Genomic DNA, 23632 nt, shown 5'->3' on the forward strand with positions numbered 1-23632 from the left:
GGGGCGCTCGCCAGTCCGGGGAGACCCCTGGCCGAGGTCTTCCCAACTGGTCCGACTGTCGGACCAGTTCATCGGGGACGCCGCCAGAGGGGGGCCTCAGCCGGGGTCTCACCCTCTCATCCTGGGAGAATGAGACCGTGTCCCAGGGCATGAGGCGGTCGCCCGTCGAGCGCATCGATGCGTGGCTCATAGGTCCTGGGCCTCCTCGTAGAGGAGCTCGACCCCATCGCTCTCACCGGACGGCGGTGCCCAGGCGAGCAGTTCGCCGGGCGCGGTGGCGATGCGCTCGAAGAGGGCTGGCGGCGTGCCTTCACGGTGCAGCCGCTGCACCACCACCGAGCGCAGTCCCGCGATGCCCGCCAGCGCGCCGTACACGTCCGACAACTGCAGGTCCTGTCCCAGCTCCACGCGGTCCGGATCCAGCAGGCCCTGCTCGCGCTCCGGATCGCGGTCCACGCCCAGTCGCAGGCGCGTCTCCTGGAGCACCGCGACGGGATCCGCGCCCTTCACCACACGCAGCAGCACGCGCAGCCGCACCTCCACGCGCTGCCGGTTGATCAGGGTCAGCACCACCCCCGGCGCCACCCTCGCCGCCAGGTGCGCGTGGAGCGCTTCCAGGTCGGATGCACCCAGTGCCGCACCTTCCGGGCCGGACACCACGACCTTCAACGACCGGCGGCGCACGGCATCGCGGAACACGTTCGCGCGGTGCACGCCGTCGAAAACCAACGTCAGGGCTTGCACGTCCGGCAGCGACACCGCGCGGTCCATCGCGCCCACCGTGGCCGGTCCTCGTACGCGCGCCAGTGCTGGCACCTCCGGGTCCGTCCCACCGGCCAATGGCAGGGGGTTGAGCGTCTTCTCCACGCAGGGGTGGGGGCTCGCCATCGCCATCAACCGCAACGCGGCCCGGTTGCCGCCCGTCCCCCGCCCGACCCGGTAGCGGACCCGCACCTCCGCGCCCAGTGGCAACGCGGAGCCGTGATCCTCACCACCGAAGCGCAGCCTCGCGGTCCCGGCGGGCAGCGACTCCACCGCGAAGGCCAGCTCATCCGGCGCCGCGTCCAGGAGCGAATCCACCGGATGCCACGCGCGTCCCCCCACTGTCAGGGACACCTCCGGCCTGCGGCCTCCCGCGTGGCTCGGGTCGCGCAGCCACGTCACCGGGCCGTGGAGCAACGGCACCGTGCGCAGATCCAGCGCGGGCACGGCGACCTCCTCCACCGTGGAGCCCTCGCTGACGAGCGTGTTGTTGCCCAGCAGCACCACTCGGTCCAATGAGTACGAGCGCGACAGCGGCGGCTGGAACGTCACCTGCGTCATCGGCGTTCGCTGGCCGGGCGGAATCTCCGTGCGCACCCGCAGCACGCGCAGCGCTTCGCGATAGAGCCGCTCCGTGCCCTTCGCGCCGCCGGGGCCCAGGCGCTCCACGTCCTCGGCCAGCACCAGCCAGTCCCCCGGACGCACCGGAGGCTCCCGCGAAGTGAGTCCGGACGCATCCGTCAGCGGCAGCAGGTAGACCGAGTCCGTAGCCGCTCCCGCCACGCCCAGCGGCCGGGCCACGCCCGCCTCCGCGCCGAAGGCGATGTCGGCCCGGTTCAAGGCCTCGCTGCCCTTCAAGAGGACGAGCTGATCCCGTGCCTCCTGGATGAGGCTGTTCACGAAGGCATCCAGGAACGTGACCATCTTGTCCAACCGGACGGCGTGCACGGTCGGGTCCTCGTCCACGCACGGGGCCAGCGCCTCCTCCAGCGCGGCCAGGGCCTCCGCCTGCCGCTTTTGCAGGTTGCGGAGCTGGCGCGCGAGGATCTCCTGCGACTCGGACAACGCGCCGATGGGACGGCCGGGCGGCGGCACCGCCTGGGCCACGACCTTCTGGGCCTCGCACAGCTCTTCGCAGAGCGCGTCCAACGTGCTCTTGCACGCGGCATCTCCGCCCAGGTCCAGCGTCTTCATCAGCGACGCCAGCTTGCGAGCATCCTGCTTCGCGCGAGCCACCCGCCGTTCTTCCAGCGGACCGTGGCGCTGCACCTCGATGCGATCCTGGAGCCCCGCGACCACCGAGCCGGGCCCGAAGATGCCGCCCGTGGGAGCCGGAGCCCCAGGCTCACCTGCTTCACCCGAGGGCGCGCCAGTGCCTCCACCCGTGCCGCCCGTTCCTCCGGTGCCGGTGCCAGGACCGCCCGTCCCCGTCCCTCCGCCGGTGCCGGTGCCCGTCCCCGTCTCCGTGCCGGTCTCCGCACCGGCCCGAGGAGGCAGGAACGCGCGAAGCTCGTTGAGCTCCGGCAAGAGGCGCAGTGGCGCGAGCGTTTCAAAGACGGCGGCGGCCTCTTCCCCTTCCGCCGCCGAATTCACGGCCGTTCCCGCTGGCAGCGTGCCGCGCACGTTCGCCTTGCAGCGGAAGTGCTGGAGCCCCACCGCCGCGGTGCCCGGGCTCGGCCGGTAGCCGATGTGCCCGAGCAGCTTGGAGACGGAGTCCTCCAGGCGCGCGGTGGCGAGGAAGCCCTCCTCCGCCCACGCCTGCTGGTACGTCCACAGCACATGCAGCGCGAGCGCCACGCTGTCGAGCAGCCCACGTCCCAGGTCCACCGAGGACGGCGCCGTGTACGCGAGCGGGTTCCACGTGGGCGCTTCGTCCAGCCGGGAGAAGACGATGCGCGCCGACTCGCCCAGCCGGGTGCGGAGCTGCTCATGCGTCAGCGACTGGTGCGTGGAAGGGACGCGGCTCATCGCAGCCCTCCGCAGACCTGCACGGTGAGGACCCCTTCCGAGCCCGGCCAGTAACCCCCGCGCGCGGTGGCCACCTCCTCCGGTCCAATCGGAATGACGCCCGACTCCAGCCGCTCCTGCGCGTGGGGCTCCAACCTGCGGAAGCGCTTCACCCGCACCGCCGTCACGCCCGGCACGCGCAACACCGCCTGGTACAGGTCCGCGAGCTGCACGTCGCCGTTCAGGCCGGAGCGGTCCGGATCCAACAGGCCATTCTCCCCCGCGATGGCGCCCACCACCGCGTCGCGTACCTGATCCGCCTGCGCGTGCGCTGAAGCGTCCACCTCCAGGTCCAAATCCAGTGGCACCCATCTGGGCGGCAGCGCTTCCACGTCCACGCCCAGCAGACGGATCTCCTCCAGCTTCTGCCGCACCCCGGCCCACCGGCGCAGCAGCTCGTCGCGGTCCAGCGTGTCCTCGTCGCGCAGCAGGACCGTGACGCGGATGACCGTGCGCAGGTCCCTCTCCACGACGCGCGCGGACGCCCCGGCCACCTCCGGCAGTTGCTGGAGCATCCGCACGTAGTCATCGGCGGTGACGGCGGACAGCGGCTGGGACACTCCCGCCGGCGCGCGGTAACGGATGGAGTCGAGCGACTCCGCATCGCGCCCGCCCACCGCCGGCAGCGGGTTGTCCACGCGCACCAGCAGGCGCACGTCATCCATCGACTGTGCCAGCAGCTCGCCCGCGGACGCGGAGCGCTGCGGATCCAACGGCACCTGGAGCAGCCGCGTGAGCACGCCCTCCCCCACGTTGGCCACTGTCCCCAGGCCAATCCGCAGCGACAGTCCCAGCGCCGTCTCACGCGGAGGCAGCGCGGCGCCGTTGACGCCATCGCCCCAGCGCAGGCTGGCGCCACCCGTGGGGGTCGCGCGCAGCACGAACACCTCGTCCCCAGGCCCCTGGACGGACAGGTCGTCCACGAGCGTCCACGGGTCGTCCTCCACGCTCACCTGGAGCTGGGGCGTCCCGCGCCGCGACACCTCTCCTGGCAGTGGATACCCGGTGGCCAGCACGCTGACCGGATGGAATGGCAGGGCCCACTCGCGCACCTGACTTGCGTCCACCACGGGCGACAACAACGCGCGCCACTGCGCGAGGCTGCGCGCGAAGGGCTCCGCCGAGTCCGACTCGAAGCCCTCCGGAAGCGGCGTCACCGGCAGCCCATGATGCGCGGGCACCACGTTGCCCAGCACCGTCGCACGAGGCCCGGGCGCGGGGTCCCACGGTGCCAGGAACGCCTCTGGCGCGAACCTGCGCGGATCCCACCCGACGAAGGTCGTATCGGTGGCGAGCACCACGGACGTCACGCGCACCACGTGCCCGCGCTCGCCGCGTCCCCGGTAGAGGACGAGCCACCGGCCGGATTCCAGCTCCGGGTAGAGGCCCGCGAGCGTGGCGCCGGTGTCACCCGGCTGCACGGACTCCGCGAGCGTCACGGCCTCCAGCCGGGGGAAGTACGACAGGGGCGACTCGGTGACGAACACCAGCGAGTGCTCGTCCGTGGAGACATTCGCCACCAGTGTGCCGGAAGGGATCTCCAGCACGCCGCCTCCGGTGAGGAACTCCAGCGCGGTGGTGCCGGGTGGAAGCACCGGCAGGTGCAGCTCCTCCAGGCGGTCCTTCACCAGCGCCTCGAGCGCCACCGGATCCAACCGGAACCGCAGCATCACCGTGGCGGAGAGCCCCGGGTCCGGCACGTAGTCCAGGCCGCGCGCGTGGTCCTCCACCGAGCGCCGCAGCCGGGCGTCCTCCAGGAAGCCCTCCACCACGGCGCGCTCCTGCTGGTACGCGAGCGAGTCGAGCTGCGCGGCCACGGCCTCCAGCAACATGGTCGTGAAGTCCGCGGGCCCCCGGTCCTCCCACGGCGCCATCACCGTGCGGGCCCGCTCCAGCATCACCGCGAGCAGCGACTGCGCGTCGCGAGCCCGGTAGTCCACCAACGCGCCAGGGATTGGCCGCTCGGGAGCCGCGAGAAACGCGCGAGGCTGCGGATCCCGCACGTCACATCCCGGCACCACGTCCGGGGCCCACGCCCCCACGAACGGCGCCGGGTCGCGAGGACCGTCTCCCGGGACAGGCACCGCGGCGCGAGAGATGGCCGCATCCGGCACCAGCCGCAGGTCCACGGTCTCCGGAAGAGGCAGGCCCCCGGTGAAGAGCACCGGAGGCACTTCCGGAGCACCGGGCGTCCGATACGGCAGGGGCCCCACTTCCAGGAACGGAGGGCCCGCGCCCTGCGCGAACAGCGAGGGCGAAGCGGACAGCTCCGCGTCCGTCTCCAGCACGAAGGGAGCGCCGACAATCGCCGTGAAGAGCGAGTCGTACGCGCGAATCTCCCCTGGTCCCAGCCGCAGCCCCTGCGCATGCCGGTGCCAGGTGAGCTGCGCCAGCAGCAGCTGCTCCGCCTGAAGCCAGCCCGCGTGCACCGACGTCCAGGCCTCGGTGCGCCGCACCAGCGCCGTGCGCAGCCCACCCTCCAGTTGCAGCGCGGTTCCAGTGATGACGAAGAGGGAGCAGTCCTCGACGGCGATCTCCCCTGGCGTCCCCACGTCCAGCACGGGCTCCAGGCCGCCCAATGGCGCGGCCACATGCAGGCCCACGACGTCCGCATCCGAAGGGAACACAGGCAGTGTCAGCGGCCCCACGACTGAAGCCGACAGCGCGTCCAGCGCGGCGGTGAGCCAGTCCGACCAGGTAGAGGCCGGCTGAGCCGCCACCGGGACAGGCGCCGCCGACACACGGCTCACCTCCACGTCACGAACCGCCACCGGCTCCAGTGAAGGCCCACCCAACACCCGCATGCCCGTGGCGCGCGAGCCACCCGCGACGTCCTCCACCTGGCCGATGGTTGCCTCGATGCCCCGTCCCCCCAGCGCGAGCAGGCCCAGCGCGAACGCGCCCTGCACCCGCTGCACGGTGAAGCCACGCACCTGCAACGCACCCGTCGAAGCCACCAGGAGCCCGACGCTCCACTCCGTCCCCAGCGCCTTCACATCGCTCGCGGACACGTCCACCGCGGACAGGCCCTCACCGTCCCGCGCCACCAGCACCCGAGCACCGGTCGCGCTACCGCCAGACACGTTCGACACTGAGAGCCCGGACACGTCCGCACGCGTGAAGCCCGCGAGCTCCAGGCCCACGCCCGCGCTCACGCCCACGACGTCCCGCACCGTCACGTCCGCCCACTGCGAGCGCCGGCAGACCGCCCGCACGCCGAAGGCCTCCCCCACCGTGGCCTCCACGTCCCCCACGGACAGGCCCGTCACCCGGGCCTCCGCCGCCAGGAGCCGCAGCCCCGTCGCCTCGTCGCCCCGAGCAGCCAGCACCGTGAGCGAATCAATCACCACCGTGCCGTCCGGCGTCTCCACACTCAGCGCCGCGCAATCGCCCGACGCGGTGGCGCGCACCGTGACGTCCGCCACCTCCACCCGCGCCCCCAGGAGGATCAACCCCGCGTCCACCGCCACCACCGCCACGCCCGACACCCCCGTGACGAGCCCGGTGACCTCAAGCGAACCACCCTCGAGCCGCAGCGTCACACCCGGCCCCCCCGTGAGCCGCAGCGCATGCACCGGCGTGCCGATGACCCGGTCCGTGGTGAGCACGCCCTCGCCCACGGGCAGCACCCACTCCACCTCTCCCGGTTGCGCGGCCTGCAACGCGGCCTGTGCCGCCACGAGCGACGCCTCCAGCGGCAAGGTCAGGACACGCACGCTCACGGCGGCGCCTCCAGGTCCCGGCGGAACAGCTCCGCGTGTTCTTCCCCGGTCGCCAGCAGCGTGTAGAGGATGTCCACGTAGAGCGTCGCGTCCTCGGCGCTCACCTTCACCGCGTCCAGGCGCACCTGGTCGCGCATGAACTCCTGCACGTTGAGGCGGATGATGTACTCAGCGGCCGCGGCGGACTCCGGGCTCGCGGCGCCGAACACCATCCGCTGCACGCCGCATCCGAAGCGGGGCCGGTTCACGCGCTCACCCGGCAGCGTGAAGAGCATTTGCTCCAACTGCTGCCGGACCACCTGCGTGGGCCCCACCGTGCGCGGCGTGCCCAGGTCTCCCAGCTGAAAGGGGAAGTGCAGGCCGCGCCCCATCACGCCACCCCGTTGAGCGCATCGCGCGCCAGGTCCACGTCCACCTCGTAGCGGGCCAGCGCCTCCGCCCACACCCAGCGGTGCCGGGCGCCTCGCACGTACCAGGTGCCGTCCATCAGCTTGCCCGCGCCCACGAGCCCCACCGGACGGCGCGCACGGAGGATGCGCGCGTAGCGCAACCCCTGCACCGTGCCGTTCGCCTCCGCCAGCCAGTCCGCCTCGCGGTAGTCCGACCACGCCAGGTTCTCCACCTCCGGCACGTCGTGCGGCACGTCCACGTACTGCAGGCCCACCGCCTTCGTCTGGGGCCGCTTGGGCAGCACCGCCGCCATGCGGGCCTTCAGGATGTCCGCGCGGCCCGTGGGCCCCATGCGAGGAAAGCGCGGCGCCGTCACCGTGGCGGAGCGGATCCGCCGCGTGCGCTCGTCGATGTGCTCGCCATGCAGCTCCGTGGGCCGGTGGCTCTCCCAGCGCGCCTTGAGCTCGATGACGGATGGCGTGGAGCGAGGGATGAGCGACAGGTCCGGCTGCTTCGGGCCGTCCGGACGCGGCAGGTGGAAGTGGCCCACGCACTCCAGCGCCGCGTTCGCGCCCGCGCCCACCGGCCCCTGCTTGCGCTCCACGAAGGCCTCATACCCATTGCGCCGCGCGAGCCACCGGATGAGCGACGCGTCCGTGCCACGCTGGAGCACCACCGCCCGGTCCGGGTCCCGCACCGGCGCCGTCTCCTGCACGTCCAGCGCGAAGCCATACTCGCCGTAGAGCTGCCGCACGATGCCCGCGTCGGACAGCCCGCTGAACGAACGCGTGCGCTCCTCCAGGTGCATCAGGCACGACGCGTCCAGCCCGTACACCTCCAGCGACGAGTCCGGCACCCGCGAGGGGCCGAAGTACGGCTCCACCGCGGTGATGTAGCCGTCGAACACCACCTCCTGCACGTCCGGCGCCTCGCTGTCCGGAGCACCCAGCCCGAAGCTGATGGTGACGCGCTTGAGCAGCGCGAAGCGCCCATCCGCCAGCGCGTCCCAGTCCCCGGAGTCCGTGGGCGCCATGTCCAGGGACAGGTGGAAGGACGACGCGTCGTCGGTGCGCTCATCCACCTCCAGGCGTGACACCCGGCTGCGGGCGTCCGTCATGGGCTGCCCGTCGATCCACAGCTGGAGGAACGCCGCGCGCTGCTCCGCCATCAGGGCTTCTCCGGGATGAACAGCACCGTGCCCGGCTCCAGCAGCGCCTCGGGCTCGAAGGTGGGGTTGGCGTCCACGATGCGCCACGCCTGGAACGGGTCGCTGAAGTAGCGCTGCGCGAGCAGATCCAGCCGGTCCCCCGCCACCACCTTGTGCAAGAGCGACGTGGGCGCGCGCGGCGCCACGCGAGGCACGTACAGCGACACCGTGGAGCCCTCCGGGCCCAGCGGCACCGCGTACGTCGGCAGGTCCTTGTGTCGCGAGGAGGGGTCGCTCATGGCCGCCTCTTCAGCTCGCCCCGTTGAGCTTCACCTGCGGCGCCAGGGCCTGGGCGATGAGGGTGCTCGCGTCCGCGCCCTTCACCGCCGCCAGGTCCTCCATGCGCAGCCGCATGTCGCGCAGGTTGGCGAACGCCTGGGCCACCTTGTTGTTCGCCGCGTTCTCCCCCACCTCCAGGATGCGCATGCGCAGGTCCACCTCCGCGCGCAGCGGGTACAGCGCCGGGTCGAATCGCTGCTCGACAATGGTCATCCCGGTGATGACCACCGGGAAGGTGCGCGGCCCCAGCATCAGGAGCAGCTCCGTGGGGTTGAGCGACACGAGCTTCGTGGCGGGCTTCTTCTCCTCCTCGCCCGTCTGGTCCTTGCCCAGCGCCATGCCCTCCAGGATGGCCAGCTCCGGCAGCACGCCCTGGGTGCCCTCCCCCTTCGTGTCGCGCAAGAGCGCCTCCGTCACGTCGAAGACGAGCTTGAGGGCAATCGTCTCGCTCTTGGCGTGCAGGCCGCCGCCGCGCTGGCCATCGGTGAGGACCTTGGTCTGCTCGGGCGTCTTGCCGGGCTTCGTCTCCCACTGGCCCGCGCGCGTGCGCGTCACCGTCTCCGGGTTGTACTGGAAGCGCAGCGCGCGCACGGACGGCTCGGTCTTCTTGTCATCGGCCGACTGCGGCAGCGTCACCAGCATGCCCTTCTGGAGCTGCTGGTCGAACGCGATCAGCGTCGGGTCCAGGTTGCGCGTCATCCGTTGCCCCGGGCGCTGGGGGTCTCGCGCTGGGCGAGGCTGCGGGCGATGGCTTCATTGTTCTTGTCCATCAGCGTCACCACCGTCTGGGTGAACAGCTTCACGAACTCCTTGGGGTTCTCCGGCACGCTGCGCAGCATCCACGCGAGCTCACGCTCCAGCTCGCGGCGGGTGAGTCCAACCTGTCCTTGCACCGGGGGTGGGGCCATGGCGTGCGTCCTCCTTCGTCAGCTCCAGCCATCCACCAGCGGACGGCCTTCCAGCTCGTTGCGAAGCAGCTCCAGGTAGCGCCACCGCCGTGTCCGCGGCAGGGCCAGGATGTCCCCCTCCGACCAGTGGTAGTGGTAGGCCAGGACGTGCACCTCCGTCTCCAGCCGCGCCGCGCCGCCCCGCAGCTCGCGCGCCAGCAGCGCGAACGGATCCAGCTCCAGCTCCAGCCACGCGGAGCACTTCGGACAGCGCGCCAGCAGCCCCAGGTCCGGAGCGGATGAGCCCTCCGCCAGCGTCAGCGCCACCGCGTGCCGCGAGCGCGAAGGCAGCGAAAGCCATGTCGAAGGCGACAGCGCCTGCCCGTCCACCACCACCAGCCGCGACCACAGGAGCGCGGCCCGCTCCGCCCGGGTGCCCCGCGCCTCCGCGAGCAGCGCGTCGTCCTCGCCCGTCGGCTCGCGGACCTCGGCCCGCCCTTCCGGCAGCGCCACGGCGAGCACCTCCGGCGCATCGTCCACCCGCTCCGGAGAGAGCGCGGACAGCCGCACCTCCACGTCCGCCATCGCCTCGCAGCCGGGCGCGGGACACCTCGCCACCAGCGTCACGCGGTCCCCGTACATCCGGGCCCGCAGGTGCAGCGCCAGGTGGTGCCGGTCCCCCCGCGTGAGGCAGGCCGCCAGCTCCGCGTCCACGCGCGGGTAGTCCCCCAGCCGTCCCAGGCACGCCGCCAGCAGCTCGCTCACCGCGCGCGGACCGGGACGCTCGCCGGCCTGGGCCAGGGCCCATTCCTCGCGGCCGGTGAGCGGGCGCAGCTCGCCCTGGCGGTGACAGCGCCCGTCCTCATCGAAGAGGCCGTGCGGCAGCAGCACCGGCGTGGAGGGTTCCAGGAGCACGTCAGATCACCGCCTCCAGCGTGAAGCCCTCGTGCTGGACCTCCACGTTCTCGATGAGGATCTCGTTCGCCTCCGCGGCGAGCTCCGACATCGCGGTGAACTTCGAGACCCACGCGTTGCGCAGCACGAACTTCTTCACCGCGCGGTTGAAGTCCAGGTCGTAGACCAGGATCTCCACCGTGCGCCGGTAGTCCGGCTCGGCCGAGCGGAAGCCGGGCGTGGCCTCGTGGCGGATGAGCTGGAGGGCCCAGTCCCGGAACGTCGTGTCCTGGGTGAGCCCCGCCTCCAGCGTGAGGGGCTCGTAGTGCACGCGGCCCGGGGACAGCTCATCCACGGAGGACGGGCTGTTGCCGGAGCGGAACTTCACCACCTCCACGGTGCCGGTGATGCCGGAGATCTTCCGGCACGCGGCGACCTCGATGTTGTTGAAGAGCACGCGGAAGTTGAAGTTGCGGTACGGGTCGCGCTTCGTGGATTCGACGAATCGGGGCATGGCTTCACTCCTCGAATGGGGACGTCAGGGGGTGGCCGGGGGCATGGACAGGACGGGCCGGGGCACCGGCTCCCAGCCCTCGTGGGTGAGCTCCAGCGACAGGAGCGCCACCTCCCCCGCCATCGAGTCCAGCTTGGGCAGGGCGTGGAACTTGCTCACCCACGCGTTGTGCACGTGGAAGCTGCGGATGCGCGCCTCCATGCCGCCGGGCGCGGGCACGGTCGTGGGGTGCGCATAGGCGTCCCACAGGTCGATGAAGAGGTCGCGCTTCACCGGCTCGCCGGGCGCCTTGCCCGTGCGCGCGAACTCCAGCACCGCGCGCGCCCAGCGCTCCAGCGTGTCGTCCAGCGCCAGCCCCTGCTCCAGCACCAGCGGTTCCCAGTTCACCTTGTGGGGCTGGGCGTAGCGGTGCAGGTTGTTGCCGCCCTCCCAGGTTTCATACGCGCCCACGTTGACGGACAGGCCGGACACGGAGCGCACGCCGGCCACGTAATCGCCGGCCGCGGACGTGCTCATCCGGAGCCGGAACTGGAAGGTCCGCAGCGGGTTGCGGGCGTTGGCGGGGACGGGCGTGGGCATCAGGCCGCCAGCAGGCTCTTCTGGCTGATTTCGATGACCACGAACTCCGCGGGCTTCAGCGGCGCGAAGGACACCTGCGCGGTGACGATGCCCGCGTCCACGTTCTCCTGCGGGTTGGTGCTCCGGTCGCAGACGACGCTGAAGGCCTCCTCGGGCGTGGCGCCCTGGAAGGCCCCCTGGCGGAACAGCCCCAGCATGAAGGACTCGATGGAGACGCGGATGCGGCCCCACAGCTCCTCATCATTGGGCTCGAACACGGACCACATCAGGCCGCGCCGCAGCGACTCCTTGAGGAAGAGCGCCGTGCGGCGCACCGGGATGTAGCGCCACTCCGGATCCGGAGACAGCGTGCGCGAGCCCCACGACACCAGCCCCACGCCGGGGAACTGGCGCAGGCAGTTGAGGCTCACCGGGTTGAGCAGGTCCTGCTCCTTGTCGATGACCGGGTACTGGAGCCCCAGCGCGTCGGAGAGGGACGCCTCGATGCCGGCGGGCGCCTTCCACACGCCACGCGTGGTGTCCGTGCGCGCGAAGAGTCCCGCCACGTGGCCGGACGGTGGCACCAGCCGCGTGGGGTTGCGGCCCACGCCCACGGAGTCCGCCACGCGGATCCACGGGTAGAACATGGCCGAGTTCTTCGAGCGCGAAGGCAGCGCCTCCACGAACTGCTTGGCGTCATCCGGCACGACGACGAAGTCCTTGTCCACGCCGCCGGGGCCGTCCGCGAGGAAGAAGCAGTCCCCCCGGTTGTCGCAGTACGCGATGCCAGCGGCGATGAACGAGACCTCGTTCTTGCCCGGCAGCGCCACGATGTTGACCTCCTCCGTGTCCAGCGCGTGCAGGCCGGTGCGCAGCGTCGCGTCGCCCGCGAAGTCGGACGTGTCCAGCAGGCCGCGGCCGTCGTCGCCGCCCAAGAGCCGCACGTTCGTCACCACCGCCGGACGCACGGCGGGGTTCGCGGGCGAGTCATCCGAATAGCCCCGCGCACGCGGCGCGAAGCCCAGCTGCCGGAGCATGGTGGGCACGGTGGGCTGGAGCGTTTCGCTGAGGGCCAGCTGGAGCCCGTCGAAGGTCTCCGCGCCCAGGCCCGGCGTACCCGCGGCGGCGGTGCCGGTGAAGCCGGTGGCGGAGAGCGACAGCGTGGACGTGCCCGCCGCCGTGGCCAGGCCCGTGACGACGGTGTTGCCCGCCGGGTCCGTCACCACCGACGCGACCTTGCCCGCGAGCGCCGTGGCCAATGACTGGTTCAGCTCCGCGGGAGTCACCGCACCGGGATTCGCCGCGAGGATGGGGATGGGCACCACCGTGGTGGCCCCTGGTGGCCCGACAGTGACCTTCGCGTCCTCCGGATCCAGGTCGTACGTCGCGCCGGTGGGCTTGGGGATGGTGAGCGTGGGCCCGGTGGCCACCTTGAGCGAGATCTCCGGTGAGTCCGTGCCGCCGATGACGAAGGTGTTGGTGAGGCCCGCGGCGGTGACGGCCTGGGTGAGGAAGGCCTTGAGCTGGGTGGCGTCCAGCTGCGTGCGGCCGTTGGCGAACGTGGCGGCCGGCACGGCGGTGAGCACCAGGGCCTGGGTGACGAGGACGTCCAGCGTCGTGCGGGGCAGGTCCGGCTGGGCTTCGTCCCAGGTGGAGAGCTGGAGCTTCGCGCCGTCGTAGAGGCTGTACTTCGTGCCGGACAGCACTGCGGCCTTGAGCTTCGGCGGCACGCCGGGAACCAGCACCGATCCGGGCGGCTGCGTGGCCAGCTTCACCTGGAACTCGTCGCGCACGCGGAGGTAGCGGGAGATGTCGTTGATGCGGTCGCCGACGTAGTCCTCGCTGGACGGGTCCATGCGCACGTCCTCGAACGTCTCCAGGCGGCGCGTGGAGCCGGCCTCCGTCCAGGTGACCTCCACGCGGAAGGCCTCGCTGGGGAAGTTGATGGAGTCGCTCACGTGGACGCGCAGGTAGTCGGACCACTCGCCCGCGCCCCGTGCCAGGAGCGTGAGGGCATTGAGGCCGCCACCCGCGCGCGAGGCCAGGGGCACGGACTCACCGGCCAACGCATCGGAGGGCAGCACGCGCACGACGTAGGCGCGCCGTCCGCCGGAATCGAAGAAGGCCTCCACCGCCTGCGCGACGAGCCCTGCCTCCCCGGGCTCGTGGCCGCCGAAGGCGCGCTCGTACTCGGCGAAGCCGGTGACGAACTGCGCCAGGGCCGGGATGCCGCGCGCCGTGCGGCCGACGAACGCCGCCGTGGACGTGCCTACCCCTTCGATGGGGCGCGCACCGGCACTGATCTCTTCGACATAGACACCCGGATGCAGTCGCTCAGCCACGTTCATCCTCCTGGTTTCAGATGGTCCCGCGCCTGGCGGTATCGACTTCGACGACGGAAGTTCCCGGGTGGCCGCTGGCGCCGCGCGAAGCCCCGCGCGCTGTGAGGTCCACCAGGGGCTTCTCGACAAGGCGTGCGGTGGTGCGCGCGTTCGGCTCGTCCATGAGCGCGGAGACGCGGTAGTCCACGCAGCAGCGGTACAGGTGGTTCAAGAGGTCGTCGCGGCGGCGCAGCTGGGTCTGGAAGAAGAAGCACTCCTCCTGGAACACGAGCGTGCGGCCCCGCGCCCAGTCCCCCTCCACGGGCTTGCTGAGCGTCACCGCGTCGCCGTCCACGCCCAGCACCAGCGCCTGGAAGCGCCGCTTGCCCACGCGGTAGCCGTCCTCGCTCGCGCCCAGCACCACCACGTCACCGGGCTTGAGCCGAGGCGCCGCGGTGATGGAGCGGCGCAGCGCCGGGTCCAGGGGCCCCACGGGCTCCGCCACCAGGTGCAGGTGGTCCACGGTGAAGTCCAGCGGCGTGCCCGTCTGGGCCCCCAGCGTGAGCACCATGTCGCTGGCGGCGACGGTGGCCCCCGGCGCGGCGACGGGCGGCGCGGGCGTGGCTTCCAGGTCCAGGAGCGGCTGCGGCGTTCCGTCCACGGACAGCCACACCACGCCCTCCCCCGCCTCCAGCCGCGCGTGCAGCGCCACCCCGGCCTCCAACTGTTCCGCCGCCAGGCGCCAGCGCGTCTCCGCGACCTGGGTGCCAGCTCCCTGGGCCAGCGTCGCGGTGGCCACCACCTCGCCCATGAGCCGGGTGCCCACCTGTTCGTAGCGGACCACCAGCCGCAGCACGGGCTGGGCCTGCGACATCAGCACGGCCACCGGCAGTGTCTGCGCGGCCACCGCTCCGGGCGTGACCTTCAGCCCCACCGACAGCGCCAGCCCCTCCGGGGCCGGATTGCCGGCGTGGAAGGCATCCGGCACGGCGGGCGTGGGGTAGACGAGGACGGAGGCCGTGCCGGTGCCGGACAGACGCAGTCCCTCGGAGGCAGGAAGGAAGGACGCGCCGGGCGTCAGGTCCACGCGGCCCCCGCGTGCGCGCTCCAGGTTCTGGTCGCTGGCCTCCAGGTGCGCCAGGGACAGGAGCGTGGTGGGCTCACCGCGCGTCAGGAGGCGGAGCGACGTGGCGCCGTCGAGGACATCCTCCGCCAGGAGCGACGGGCGCAGGACCATCTGCCCACGCGTGGGGATGGAGAGCGCGACCGTGTCCATGATGGACGCCAGGTCCACCTGCGAGCCCGCCCACAGGTCCACCTGCACGTCGATGGCCATGGCCTTGGGCGCGCGGATCTTGCTGAGGAACGCCCTGCCCTCCTGCGCCCGCTCCGGAGGCTCCAGGCCCAGGGGGCCCGCGATGCTCCCGGTGACGGGCAGCACCTCCACGCTGGAGCGGAACGCCATCGAGGCGATGCCCGGGTCGGAGCTGAGCGCGAGCCGGCCGCCCTCCGCGTCCCAGCGCGCGGCGACGGCGGCGAGCGCCTCCAGCAGGAGGGGGTCCGTGAGGGGAGCGCCCGTGGGCTCCTGGAACAGGCCGCCGGTGAGCGCATCCGCCAGCTTCGTATGGATGGCGGCGGCGAGCGCGGGGCCCGTGGCGGTGGAAGCGAATGAGCCACCGGGAAGGCCCGTGAGGGTGACGGTGGCGCGGCCATCCAGGCGCAGCTTGAGCGAGCCATTGGGGGGCACGCTGTCCGTGGGAGCGCGAGGCCTGCCGATGACGTGGCCCGGAACGCGGACGGTGGCGACGCCGGTGCGGCCGTTCTCGCGCTCGGGTTCAGGGAAGAGGCCCAGCGGACCGACGACGGAGAGGAACGGCACGCGGGAGGGCCGGTAGCCCTCGTCCACGTAGCCATGCGCGGCGAAGACGCGCACGTCGCCGCTGCGCAAGGCCATCCGGCCCTGCCACAGCAGTCCACTGAGGATCTCGCGTATCACGCGAAACGACCCTCCAGGGCAGTCCCGTGTCTGGTTTCAAGCTGCTGCGTCACGGCACCCCCCGGCACCCCGCAGAACCGCCTGTTCTCCGCATGTGATTCACGGAGGGCGGCGACAATGAACCAGGACCTCGACGCACGTCAACACTGCACGCATGTCTGGCTTTTACGAAATGTGTGTCAATTCTGACGGCCCTCTCCTCCCACGGGGAGGGGGCGACGGAGTGGTTGTCCGCTGTGTCGCAAGCCATCTTCCCGGAAGGGGGATGGGCGAATGCGCTTCGAGGACATCGTGGACCTGGCAGCCCAGTTGTTCGAAGCCTCGGGCGTGGCCGCGATGGTGGTGGGCGCGCTGGTCTCCGTGGTGTTCGCCGTCCGGGACGCGCGGGGCCCGCTGCGGGTGAACGCGTACCGGATGCTGCGCCACTACCTGGGACGGGCCATCCTGTTGGGGCTGGAGCTGCTCGTCGCGGCGGACATCATCCGCACGGTCGCGGGGGCCCCCACGCTGCGGCAGGTGGTCATCCTGGGCCTCATCGTGCTCATCCGGACCTTCCTCAGCTTCACGCTGGAGGTGGAGATCGACGGACGCTGGCCCTGGCAGCCACGCCCACGCGAAGAGGACCGCCCCGGGAGCCCGCGCGGGAAGTGAGGGCCCGTCCCTCCGGCTGTCTGTCATTGAGGGCACAGCCAATCAGCGGCTGCGCTTCCAGGCGGGCGCGGATTGCCCTCATGGGCATGGGATGCACACCGTCCAGGTCAGGCCACTTCCATGGTGGGAGGCGGCGTCACGGGGCCCTGCCTCCAAGCTCGCCGGGAAGGGTCGGTCATGGGAGGCGCGCGTGGAGAGTCCCAGCGCTAGCTTCGATCCAGCGGCCTCCGAGGCCTTCACCGACGCGCACTCCCGGCTGCTCCTCGAGACGCTGGTGGCCAGCACGCCCGTGGGGCTCGCCGTGGTGGACATGGAGCAGCGCTTCGTCCAGGTCAACGACGCGCTCGCCGCCATGAATGGCATTCCGCGCGCCGCCCACCTGGGGCGCAAGGTGCAGGAGATCGTCCCGGAGATGTGGCCCACGCTCCGCCCCCAATACCAGCGCATCCTGGAGGGTGGCGGGTCGCAGACGGTGGAGGTCGTGGGCGCCACCTCCAAGGAGGCGGGCGTGGAGCGCCACTTCCTCGTCAGCTACTACCCGGTGCGCACGGGCCCGGGCGTGCTGCTGGGCATTGGCGTCATCATCGCGGAGGTCACCGAGCAGCGCAGGGCCCACGACGCGCTCCGCGCCAGCGAGCAGCGCTACCGCTCGCTGGTGGAGGCCATGGCGCAGCCGGTGTGGACCACCAACGCCCGCGGCGAGGTGGTGGAGCCCGCGCCGCGCTGGCTGGAGTTCACCGGCCAGACACACGAGGAGCACCTGGGGCTGGGCTGGCTTGCCGCCATCCACCCGGATGACCGCAAGCGCGTGGTGCGCGGCTGGGTGGACGCCCTGCGCACGAAGACCTCCTATCAAGGTGAGTTCCGCCTGCGCTTCCACGACGGGGGCTACCGGGACGTGGTGGGCCGGGCCGTCCCCGTGTTCGGCGACAAGGGCACCATCCGCGAATGGGTGGCCACGGCGGAGGACATCACCGAGCGCAAGCAGGCGGAGGCCCGGGCGGAGAACGAGCGCTCCAAGCTGCGGGCCGTGCTGACGAGCGCCCCGGCGTCCATCGCCATCCTCTCCGGCGAACGCCAGGTCTTCACGCTGGTGAACCCGCGCTACACACAGCTGGCACAGGGAGCGGAGCTGATGGGCCTCTCCCTCAAGGACGTGGACGACCCCAGGGGCACGCACTACGCCAAGCTGCTGGAGGAGGCCTTCACCCACGGCGAGCCGGTGACGGAGAAGGAGATCGCGATCACCGCTGACTTCCAGGGCACCGGGGTGGACTCCACGCGCCGGTTCGACCTCGTCTGCCAGCCTTTGCGCGACCTGAGCGGCCAGGTGGACTCCGTGTTGTCCTTCGCCATCGACGTGACGGAACGGGTGGAGGCCCGGAAGAAGCTGGAGGAGTGGGCCGCGTCGCTGAGGAACCAGCAGCAGTGGTTGGAGGCGGTGCTGGACCGGACGCCGGTGGCCATCATCCTGGTGGAGCCCCGGACCGGCCGCATCGTCTTCGCGAACCAGGCTTCCCGGCAGATGGCGGGGGGTGAATTCCCCGGGGGCCTGCGGGCGGAGAACTACACGGGCGCGCACCGCTTCACGGACGAGGCGGGCCGGGAGCTGTCCATGGAGGAGATTCCCGGCGTCCGGGCGGCGAAGGGCGCGCCCGTGCACGGGGAGCCGGTCATCTGGCACACGCCCACCGGGCATTACTCCCTGCTGGTGGAGGCGGCCCCCCTGCCCGCCCAGCACGGCCATCCGGAGGAGGTCCTCCTGGCGCTCCAGGACGTCACCGAGCTGCGCAAGACGCAGGCGCAATTGCAGCACGCGGTGTCCCTGCGGGATGAATTCCTGACGGTGGCGTCACACGAATTGAAGACGCCGCTGACGCCGTTGCAGCTCAAGCTCCAGTCCCTGATGAAGGACGCGCAGACAGCCCAGACGCTGGAGGCGCTGCGGGAGCGCGTGGTGAGGACGGCGGAGACCGTCTCCGGGCAGGTCCGGAAGATGACCACGCTCATCAACGACCTCCTGGAGGTCACGCAGCTGACGGGCCCCTCCGCGCCGTTGCGGCTGGAGGACGTGGACCTGGCGGACGTGGTGCGCGACTCGGTGGAGCGCTTCGAGGCGCAGGCGTCGAAGGCGGGCTGCCAGCTCATCGTCGATGCGGCCCCGGGAGCGGTGGGCCGCTGGGACCGCCACCGGTTGGACCAGGTGGTGAGCAGCCTTTTGTCCAACGCGCTCAAGTACGGCCCGGGGCGCCCGGTGACGCTCCGGGTGGAGCGGCTCCGGGACCGGGCGAGGTTGAGCGTGAGGGACGAAGGCATCGGCATCTCGCCGGGCAGCCTCCAGGCCATCTTCGAGAAGTTCACCCGCGCGGTGTCCACCCGGCATTACGGAGGTCTGGGATTGGGCCTCTTCATCACCCGACAGATTGTCGAAGCCCACCACGGCACCCTGCGCGCGGAGAGCCAGCCCGGGCAGGGTGCGACGTTCATCGTGGAGCTGCCGTTGGTGTAAGTCTTCCACGCCAGGACCGAGCAGGTTGGCAACCCCATGCATCAGGGCCGTGCCGACCCATTCCCTGTTCACGGATGACACCGGGCCCGGCTATGTTTCGCATCGCTGTCTGGGTATGATGCCCGCCGGGGGAGCGCGTCCCGTCAGGGGCCACAGCGCCATCATGCCCATGCCCAAATTCCTGTCAGTGCACGGCGCCGCCGCCGCGGTCCTGCTGAGCGCCCTGCCCGCCTGGGCCCAGTCCGCCCTGCCCGGCTTCGAACTGGAACATCTGGAGATCAACCCCGGCCGGGGAACCGCCGTGATGCGCAACGGCGAGCTGCTGGTGCCCGGCGGCATGAGCGTGGGGCTCGTGGGCCAGTACCAGCAGCTGCCGCTCGTGCTCCTCAATGGCGAGCGCCGCCTGGAGGCCGTGCGCAACCGCGCGTCCTCCGTCCTGGCGGGAAGCTACGGGGTGCTGCCGTGGCTGGAGGTGGGTGCGCAGATTCCCGTGGTGCTGTGGCAGCAGGGGGATGACCCCGGCCCCCTGGGCCTGACGCCGCTGGCCTCGCAGGGCCTGGGCACCCCGGAGGTGCAGGCGCGCCTGGGGCTCTTGTCCCGTCGCGACGAACACCCCGTGGACCTCTCCATGGACCTGGGCCTGGGCCTTCCCATTGGCAGCGCGGCGGTGCTGGGCAGGGATGCGGGCCTGCGCGTGCGAGCCCTGGCCGCCATGGGCACACAGGTGGGGTTCCTCAAGCCCACGCTGGAGGCTGGCGTGCTCCTGCGCTCGCGCAACCCGCTCTCCGCGCCGGGCGCCAGCGGCCAGGCCCTGGAGCTGCGCCTGGGCGCCGGGGTGACGACGGCCGGACAGGGGCTGCGAGGGGAGCTGGCGGTGAAGGCCGCCTTCGCGGCGGACATGGACCAGCCCGCGGTGGAGGTGCTCGGCGGCGGACGCATCCCGCTGTCGGAGGGCCTGGAGCTCCACGCGCTCGCGGGGCCCGGCCTGGGACGCACGCCGGGCACGCCCATCGCGCGTGTGCTCCTGGGCGTGACGTTCCGGCAGGAGCCTCCTCCCCGGATGGAGGTGCTCCCGGAGCCCGTGCCCCAGCTGCGGCTGGAGGAGCTCCAGACGCGGCCGGAGTACGTCCCGGATTCGCGCGTGGAGCCGGTGCCCACCCGCGAGCTGCTCCCCCCTGAACCCGCGCCAGCCCCATGACCTTCGAGCCGCGCACCGTGCTCGCCGCGTTCGACGGCACCCAGCCGCCTCCGGACACCGTGCCGGCGTGGCTCGCGCGAAGCTGGGAGGATCCGGACGGCTTCGCCACCGCGCTCGTCCCCCTTCACACCGGCCGGAGCACGCCCTTCAAGAGCCGCACCGGCCAGCACCATGACTTCTTCCACGACCTGGTGGCCCGCCACGCCACCACGGACCGCATCGCGCTGCGCACGTACTCGCGCACGCAGGGCTGGCGCACGCTGACCTACCGCCAGCTCCAGGACCAGGCCACGCGGAGGGCCACCGCCTGGGCGGGGCTGGGGGTGAAGCCGGGCGCGAAGCTGTGCCTGCTCCTCCCCCCCGGTCCGGAGCTGATGGTGTCGTTGTGCGCGGCACTGGGCCTGGGCGCGTGCGTGAGCCTCCTGCCCCCCGGGGCCCGCGCCTTCGTGGCCCGCAGGCTGGATGCGCTGGCGCCCCAGCACATCGCCGCCGAGCCGCACCAGGCGCCGCTGCTGGGCAAGCACGCGTCGCTGCTCCTGCCGTTGCAGACGCAGGTGCCGCCCGCGCTCGCGTCGTACACCTACAAGCCCTCGGAGCCGGTGGGCCTGCTCTTCTCACCGCTGGCGGACCCCAGCGACGTGCCCGTGCCGCTCACCGCCGGGGACGCGTGGCGGAGCGCGCTGGTGGACGGCCTGCTCACCTTCGGCCTGTCCCCGGGGGACCACCTGGCGGCGCCGGGCTTCCACCCGCTCCAGCACCTGCCCGCGCTGTACTTCACCACGCTCCTGCGCGGCGCGACGTACCTGCACGTGGAGCCCGCGGACCTGGAGGTGTCCCCCGCGCTGCTCACCGAACACCCGGTGCGCGCCCTGGGCCTCACCCCCGCCGTGCGCGACCTGGTGGCGCGCGCCCGCCTTCCGCTCAAGAACGTGGGGCTGTGGTTCAGGGACCCCCAGGCGCCTTTCGACTTCCACGCCTGGCGCGACGCGCTCAGGGCCTGTGGGCTTTCAGGCGTGCCCGGCGGCAACGTGTGCGTGGACCCGGCGTGGGGCGGCGCGGTGCTGTGCTCGCACCGGCGCACGGGCATGGACGTCCACACGGACCTCACCCCCGCGCCCGGACGGGCCTGGGCGCTGCGTGACTTCACCGACAGCGGGCAGGACGCGGCGGGAGACACGGGGCTCTTCACCCCGCTGCCCGACGCTGGACGGCCGCCCGCGCACGTCGTCCTGACGCGGGTGCGCGGCCAGTACCACCACTTCGGCGCGCGCGAGCCCCGGCGCGAGGGCCGGGTGTTCCTCTTCGCGGAGGCCGCCAGCGCGCTGCGCGAGCCCCCCGGCCCCCGGCTGGACGCGGTGGGGCTGGCCGTGCCGGTGAGCGGCATGGCGGGCGCGTACCGCGGCGTGCTGCTCGTCTTCACCGGCGACCTGCCCCCCGGCGTGGAGGTCACCGACGCGGACGTGCGCCGCCGCATCGAACAGGCCCTGGGCGCGGACGCGCTGCCGGACCGCATTGAACGCTTCGCGCTCCACGCGCGGCGCCTGGACGGCCAGCAGGACGGACCGGTGGACGAGGAGTGGTGCCGTGCGCAGTACCTCACGGGCTCCCTGAAGCTGAAGTCAGGGGACCCCCTGTTCCAGGCGCTCACCGCGCTGCGCGCCCGGGTGGAGTCACGCTGATGGGAATCCAGGTCGTGTCCGGAGCCATGCTCCAGTGCAGCTTCGGGATGGCGCCCTCGACGCTGTCGGTGCTGCCCGCCAACATGGTGAACGCCACCGCGCCGGCGGCCACCATCATGGACAACATCCCGGGCATGAACGTGCCGCCCTTCGGCATGTGCCAGTCCCTGGCCAACCCCACCGTGGCCGCCGCCACCGCCGCCGCGATGGGGGCCCTCACCCCCATGCCGTGCATGCCCGTGCTCGTCGCGCCCTGGGCGCCGGGCTCGCCCACGGTGCTGATCAAAGGCAAGCCGGCGCTCAGCGACAAGTCGATGTGCAACTGCGCCTATGGCGGCATCGTGAAGATCAACGTGCCCGGCCAGACGACGATGCAGGTGAAGTGACTCACGGCAGGGGCACGTAGCGCAGGGGCGCCTCGCGCTGGGGCAGGCGCACCTCCAGCTCCACCACGTCCTCCGCGCTCCAGATGGCGAACAGCTCCACCAGCCGGCCGCACAACAGGTCCACCAGCGGCAGCAGCGACGCGTCCATGGGCCCGAAGCCCAGCTGGTACACGTACTTGAAGCCCGCGGCGCTCCGGGCAAAGGGCTTGGACTTCACGGCCACCTCCGTGAGGGACGGCAGGAGCTCCCGGAAGTGCCGCTGCGCCCGCACGCCCAGGACCTCCAGCAGGAACAGCAGGTCCTCTCGCCCCAGGAACCGCTGCGTGCGCAGCGCCAGCAGCTGCAACAGCGCCTGCTGCCCGTGCTCCACCGGGTTGTCCCCGCCGGGCGCCACCGAGCCCACCAGGCTCCAGGGCACGCCCTCCAGGAAGCGGTCCGCCAGCACGGGCCGGTAGCCCCGGGCCTCGAAGCGCGGCGGCATCGGCTGGTGCCACAGGCCGTCCACGCCCAGCCGCACCGGGTGCAGGAACGCGTCCGGCATGTCCAGCGCCAGCCACGACGTGCGCCCCAGCCCCTGGCCTTCGTGCTCCAGTTCGTACGTCTCCGCGCCGCCGGAGATGGCGCCGGGGCGCAGGGGGGTCATGCCCTTCGGGCCCAGCTGGTACACGCCCAGGGCCGTGTTCAGCCGGAAGCCCATGGACGAATCCGGGTGCTGCACCGCGTGCCGCTCCTTCGTGCCGTCGTGCTCCACGGGCGCCGCCATGGCGCGCTGCAGGTTCACCACCGGCACCGCGTGCGCCACGAACGAGTCCGGCCCCACCACCAGCTCCGACGGCCAGCGGCCCGCCAGCCGCAAGCTCAGGGTGAAGCCCTGCCAGTTGCGGGGGGCCGGCGGGATGCGGGCCTCCAGGAACAGCTCCTGCTGCGGGAAGTGCAGCAGCTGCCGCAGCCGCTGCAGCGGGTGCTCGGACAGCTCGCCTTCCGCGGGCACCGGCCGGGGCGCTCCGAAGCGCACCGGCCCCGAGTGCGCGTCGAAGGGCTTCACCTCGTGCTCCATCGCCCCCTCGTCAAAGGACACGGTGGCGGAGCGCACGGAGCTCTTGAGCTGGAAGAACACCGCCAGGGACGCCCGGAAGTCGTTGAGGTGGTTGATGTGCAGCCGCACCTCGCCCGGCGAGTCATTGCGCGGGAAGCCGCCCTCGAAGACGAGCCGCAAGAGCGCGCCGTCCTCGCCCTGGCGCTCCAGCCGCGCCTGGGTGAGCCGCACGGGCAACAGCCGCACCGGGGCCAGCGTGCGCAGGGAGAGCGGCCCGGTGGGGCCGCCGCCCGAGCCGGGGTTGAGGAGGAAGGGCGTGCCCCGGGGCAGCTCCGCGGCGTCCACGAAGCGCGCGTCCGGCTCCGCGCGCAGCATGGCCATGGCGGGGATGGGGTTGAGCAGGTAGGCAAAGTGCTGCTGGAACAGCCGCAGCGTGCTGCGCTCCAACGCCCGCTGCCCCGCCCGGCGCGTGCGCGCGGTGAACAGGGCCATGGCCTCCGTGAGCCGCCGCACGTCCGCGTCCTCGCCGTCCAGCGGCGCGGAAGGGTGCAGGGCCGTGTAGCCCAGGCGGAACTTCTCCAGCGCCTGGAGCTCCTCCAGGAACGACGCGTAGAGCGCTTCATCCATCCGCATGGC

18 protein-coding genes are annotated in these 23632 nt (G+C 72.1%); 5 read left to right on the forward strand and 13 right to left on the reverse strand.

Annotation, left to right across the window (positions count from 1 at the left end; translation table 11 throughout):
* Positions 1 to 186 precede the first annotated feature (186 nt).
* The 12 genes from D7W81_RS08970 to D7W81_RS09025 are packed head-to-tail and all read right to left on the reverse strand — an operon-like array spanning position 187 to position 15537.
* The gene (locus D7W81_RS08970; protein ID WP_120554917.1) at positions 187 to 2730 is read right to left on the reverse strand and encodes a baseplate J/gp47 family protein; all 2544 of its coding nucleotides are present in this window, start codon (positions 2728 to 2730) and stop codon (positions 187 to 189) included.
* Positions 2727 to 6491 carry a baseplate J/gp47 family protein gene (locus D7W81_RS08975; protein ID WP_120554918.1) on the reverse strand — a complete coding sequence of 1255 codons (3765 nt, stop codon included), beginning with the start codon at positions 6489 to 6491 and terminating at the stop codon, positions 2727 to 2729. Before D7W81_RS08975 ends, D7W81_RS08970 begins: the two co-directional genes overlap by 4 nt.
* Entirely contained in the window at positions 6488 to 6862 is a 375-nt protein-coding gene (locus tag D7W81_RS08980) for a GPW/gp25 family protein (RefSeq protein ID WP_147445396.1), read from the reverse strand. The genes D7W81_RS08975 and D7W81_RS08980 overlap by 4 nt, the downstream gene beginning before the upstream one ends.
* On the reverse strand, positions 6862 to 8049 hold the full coding sequence (locus D7W81_RS08985) for a phage late control D family protein (RefSeq protein ID WP_120554920.1): 1188 nt from the start codon (positions 8047 to 8049) through the stop codon (positions 6862 to 6864). Before D7W81_RS08985 ends, D7W81_RS08980 begins: the two co-directional genes overlap by 1 nt.
* On the reverse strand, positions 8049 to 8327 hold the full coding sequence (locus D7W81_RS08990; RefSeq protein WP_120554921.1) for a LysM peptidoglycan-binding domain-containing protein: 279 nt from the start codon (positions 8325 to 8327) through the stop codon (positions 8049 to 8051). The genes D7W81_RS08985 and D7W81_RS08990 overlap by 1 nt, the downstream gene beginning before the upstream one ends.
* Before the next feature lie 10 nt (positions 8328 to 8337).
* Positions 8338 to 9066, reverse strand: a complete 729-nt coding sequence (locus D7W81_RS08995) for a CIS tube protein (protein ID WP_120554922.1) — start codon at positions 9064 to 9066, stop codon at positions 8338 to 8340.
* Positions 9063 to 9275, reverse strand: coding sequence for a hypothetical protein (locus D7W81_RS09000; RefSeq protein ID WP_120554923.1), 213 nt, complete (start codon positions 9273 to 9275; stop codon positions 9063 to 9065). Before D7W81_RS09000 ends, D7W81_RS08995 begins: the two co-directional genes overlap by 4 nt.
* A gap of 18 nt (positions 9276 to 9293) precedes the next feature.
* Positions 9294 to 10169 carry a hypothetical protein gene (locus tag D7W81_RS09005; protein ID WP_120554924.1) on the reverse strand — a complete coding sequence of 292 codons (876 nt, stop codon included), beginning with the start codon at positions 10167 to 10169 and terminating at the stop codon, positions 9294 to 9296.
* Between the two features lies 1 nt (position 10170).
* On the reverse strand, positions 10171 to 10662 hold the full coding sequence (locus D7W81_RS09010) for a phage tail protein (RefSeq protein WP_120554925.1): 492 nt from the start codon (positions 10660 to 10662) through the stop codon (positions 10171 to 10173).
* A 24-nt stretch (positions 10663 to 10686) separates the two neighbouring features.
* Complete coding sequence (locus D7W81_RS09015; protein WP_120554926.1) at positions 10687 to 11241, reverse strand: phage tail protein; 555 nt, start codon at positions 11239 to 11241, stop codon at positions 10687 to 10689.
* The gene (locus tag D7W81_RS09020; protein WP_158621496.1) at positions 11241 to 13562 is read right to left on the reverse strand and encodes a phage tail sheath subtilisin-like domain-containing protein; all 2322 of its coding nucleotides are present in this window, start codon (positions 13560 to 13562) and stop codon (positions 11241 to 11243) included. Before D7W81_RS09020 ends, D7W81_RS09015 begins: the two co-directional genes overlap by 1 nt.
* Positions 13563 to 13578: 16 nt before the next feature.
* Entirely contained in the window at positions 13579 to 15537 is a 1959-nt protein-coding gene (locus tag D7W81_RS09025; protein ID WP_120554928.1) for a hypothetical protein, read from the reverse strand.
* 273 nt (positions 15538 to 15810) lie between these two features.
* On the opposite strand from D7W81_RS09025, the gene D7W81_RS09030 reads away from it, so the two are divergent.
* From D7W81_RS09030 to D7W81_RS09050, 5 genes are all read left to right on the forward strand, one after another.
* Positions 15811 to 16188: a DUF1622 domain-containing protein gene (locus tag D7W81_RS09030; protein WP_120554929.1), complete on the forward strand. Its 378-nt coding sequence runs from the start codon at positions 15811 to 15813 to the stop codon at positions 16186 to 16188.
* A gap of 190 nt (positions 16189 to 16378) precedes the next feature.
* A complete protein-coding gene (locus D7W81_RS09035) occupies positions 16379 to 18697 on the forward strand; it encodes a PAS domain-containing sensor histidine kinase (protein ID WP_158621498.1) in 2319 nt (772 codons plus the stop codon).
* 163 nt (positions 18698 to 18860) lie between these two features.
* Positions 18861 to 19895, forward strand: a complete 1035-nt coding sequence (locus D7W81_RS44050) for a hypothetical protein (RefSeq protein ID WP_147445397.1) — start codon at positions 18861 to 18863, stop codon at positions 19893 to 19895.
* Positions 19892 to 21574: an AMP-binding protein gene (locus D7W81_RS09045; RefSeq protein WP_120554932.1), complete on the forward strand. Its 1683-nt coding sequence runs from the start codon at positions 19892 to 19894 to the stop codon at positions 21572 to 21574. The genes D7W81_RS44050 and D7W81_RS09045 overlap by 4 nt, the downstream gene beginning before the upstream one ends.
* Positions 21574 to 21960, forward strand: coding sequence for a DUF4280 domain-containing protein (locus D7W81_RS09050; RefSeq protein WP_120554933.1), 387 nt, complete (start codon positions 21574 to 21576; stop codon positions 21958 to 21960). The genes D7W81_RS09045 and D7W81_RS09050 overlap by 1 nt, the downstream gene beginning before the upstream one ends.
* 1 nt (position 21961) lies before the next feature.
* Here the strand turns inward: D7W81_RS09050 and D7W81_RS09055 are convergent, their stop codons facing one another.
* On the reverse strand, positions 21962 to 23629 hold the full coding sequence (locus D7W81_RS09055) for a type VI secretion system baseplate subunit TssF (RefSeq protein ID WP_120554934.1): 1668 nt from the start codon (positions 23627 to 23629) through the stop codon (positions 21962 to 21964).
* Positions 23630 to 23632: the final 3 nt, after the last annotated feature.

Source organism: Corallococcus aberystwythensis, assembly GCF_003612165.1.
In the GTDB taxonomy this organism is placed as follows: Bacteria; Myxococcota; Myxococcia; order Myxococcales; family Myxococcaceae; genus Corallococcus; species Corallococcus aberystwythensis.

Coding starts and splice junctions, on each gene's coding strand:
- D7W81_RS09015 (WP_120554926.1), bottom strand. CDS start 11,241: ATGCCCACGCCCGTCCCCGCCAACGCCCGCAACCCGCTGCGGACCTTC.
- D7W81_RS09000 (WP_120554923.1), bottom strand. CDS start 9,275: ATGGCCCCACCCCCGGTGCAAGGACAGGTTGGACTCACCCGCCGCGAG.
- D7W81_RS09030 (WP_120554929.1), top strand. CDS start 15,811: ATGCGCTTCGAGGACATCGTGGACCTGGCAGCCCAGTTGTTCGAAGCC.
- D7W81_RS09055 (WP_120554934.1), bottom strand. CDS start 23,629: ATGCGGATGGATGAAGCGCTCTACGCGTCGTTCCTGGAGGAGCTCCAG.
- D7W81_RS09010 (WP_120554925.1), bottom strand. CDS start 10,662: ATGCCCCGATTCGTCGAATCCACGAAGCGCGACCCGTACCGCAACTTC.
- D7W81_RS08995 (WP_120554922.1), bottom strand. CDS start 9,066: ATGACGCGCAACCTGGACCCGACGCTGATCGCGTTCGACCAGCAGCTC.
- D7W81_RS09045 (WP_120554932.1), top strand. CDS start 19,892: ATGACCTTCGAGCCGCGCACCGTGCTCGCCGCGTTCGACGGCACCCAG.
- D7W81_RS09050 (WP_120554933.1), top strand. CDS start 21,574: ATGGGAATCCAGGTCGTGTCCGGAGCCATGCTCCAGTGCAGCTTCGGG.
- D7W81_RS08980 (WP_147445396.1), bottom strand. CDS start 6,862: ATGGGGCGCGGCCTGCACTTCCCCTTTCAGCTGGGAGACCTGGGCACG.
- D7W81_RS08970 (WP_120554917.1), bottom strand. CDS start 2,730: ATGAGCCGCGTCCCTTCCACGCACCAGTCGCTGACGCATGAGCAGCTC.
- D7W81_RS08985 (WP_120554920.1), bottom strand. CDS start 8,049: ATGGCGGAGCAGCGCGCGGCGTTCCTCCAGCTGTGGATCGACGGGCAG.
- D7W81_RS08990 (WP_120554921.1), bottom strand. CDS start 8,327: ATGAGCGACCCCTCCTCGCGACACAAGGACCTGCCGACGTACGCGGTG.
- D7W81_RS44050 (WP_147445397.1), top strand. CDS start 18,861: ATGCCCATGCCCAAATTCCTGTCAGTGCACGGCGCCGCCGCCGCGGTC.